Origin of the sequence: Diaphorobacter caeni, assembly GCF_015354245.1 — a bacterium.
Taxonomy (GTDB): domain Bacteria; phylum Pseudomonadota; class Gammaproteobacteria; order Burkholderiales; family Burkholderiaceae_C; genus Diaphorobacter_A; species Diaphorobacter_A caeni.
Genome location: NZ_JADKYZ010000034.1, coordinates 1 through 1,063, shown reverse-complemented (window position 1 = coordinate 1,063; position 1,063 = coordinate 1). Strand labels below are relative to the sequence as shown.

Genomic DNA, 1,063 nt, shown 5'->3' with positions numbered 1-1,063 from the left:
GACGTCGACATTGGCTTCGCACACCGCAGCGATTTCTGCGGGCACTTTGGTGCCGCGTGGCACAAAGAGGTGGCGCTGTTTGAGTTCCTTCAACCGCGGGCAAAGATCAAAACCAAGCAAACGGGCATGTGACATGGCAAAGTCGGTGTAGCCATGGGTATCCACAGCAAGCTGGCTGGTCTCCAGCTTTTCTTGGCGGATGACACCTTCAATGGCCACGCCCGCCTGGCGCTCATTGAGCACAAAGGGCTGCGCATGGAAGATGCCCCACCGGTCTTTTACATGGGAGTAGATTCCAATGGAAGGTGTGTTGCGCCGAGGATCAAGCCGGGCTTGCCACACCCGTTTGGTGGTCTCCATGCTCATCATGTCAGAAGATGCCAAATCGGACCGCCCCCAGGTGGCGGCAATCGGGTGTCGCTGCATGAATTCCAGCACAGCCTGGCAGGCCTGGCTCAGACGCCGTTCGTCCCGCGCCCAGCGCATGGCCTGGCGAATGCTGGTGGCAGACAATTGCGGAATCATGCGCGCGCATTCGACCGCAGTCAGACTGGTGCCGTGGGCCATGATGCCGGCATAGACCATCAGCAGCTCGTCGGTAGAGCGCGGCTCACGTCCGAGCATGATCCAGCTAAAGCGCACCTGGGCGTCAACGGCCAGAATCACTTCCGGCAATTGAACCTCACCGATGCGGTGATCCAAAGCCGCGCGCAGCTTGGTCACTTCTGGGTCTTCGTCCTCTGCGGGCAATGGCGACAAATGGAGTTCATCATCCACGCGCAGTACGCCACTGCGGGCTGCAGCGGCCACCGCATCGACACCGGCAGTTACTCTGGCCAGCAAAGGCTTCAAGAAAGTGGCAGCCTTGCTGGGTAACGATAGACGGGCATAGTGTTTCTTGGACTCTGCCTGCCAACGCTCGTCCGTGAAGAACAAGGGGTCGTCTCAGAAAACGGAAAATAAAGCACGCTAAGCCGGTTGTAGGGGTCGGAGCGGCCTGAACTTGCCCGCGCCGATCTTGGCGCTGCTGCGCCAGAGGTAATCGCCGGTCAGGTTGATGTGC

At 59.5% G+C, this 1,063-nt stretch carries 1 protein-coding gene; it reads right to left on the bottom strand.

Features of this window, described 5'->3' with window-relative positions:
• Window positions 1-936, bottom strand: a 936-nt coding sequence (locus ISG32_RS27475) for a Tn3 family transposase (RefSeq protein ID WP_407645101.1), incomplete at its 3' end; no start/stop codon positions are given.
• Window positions 937-1,063: the final 127 nt, after the last annotated feature.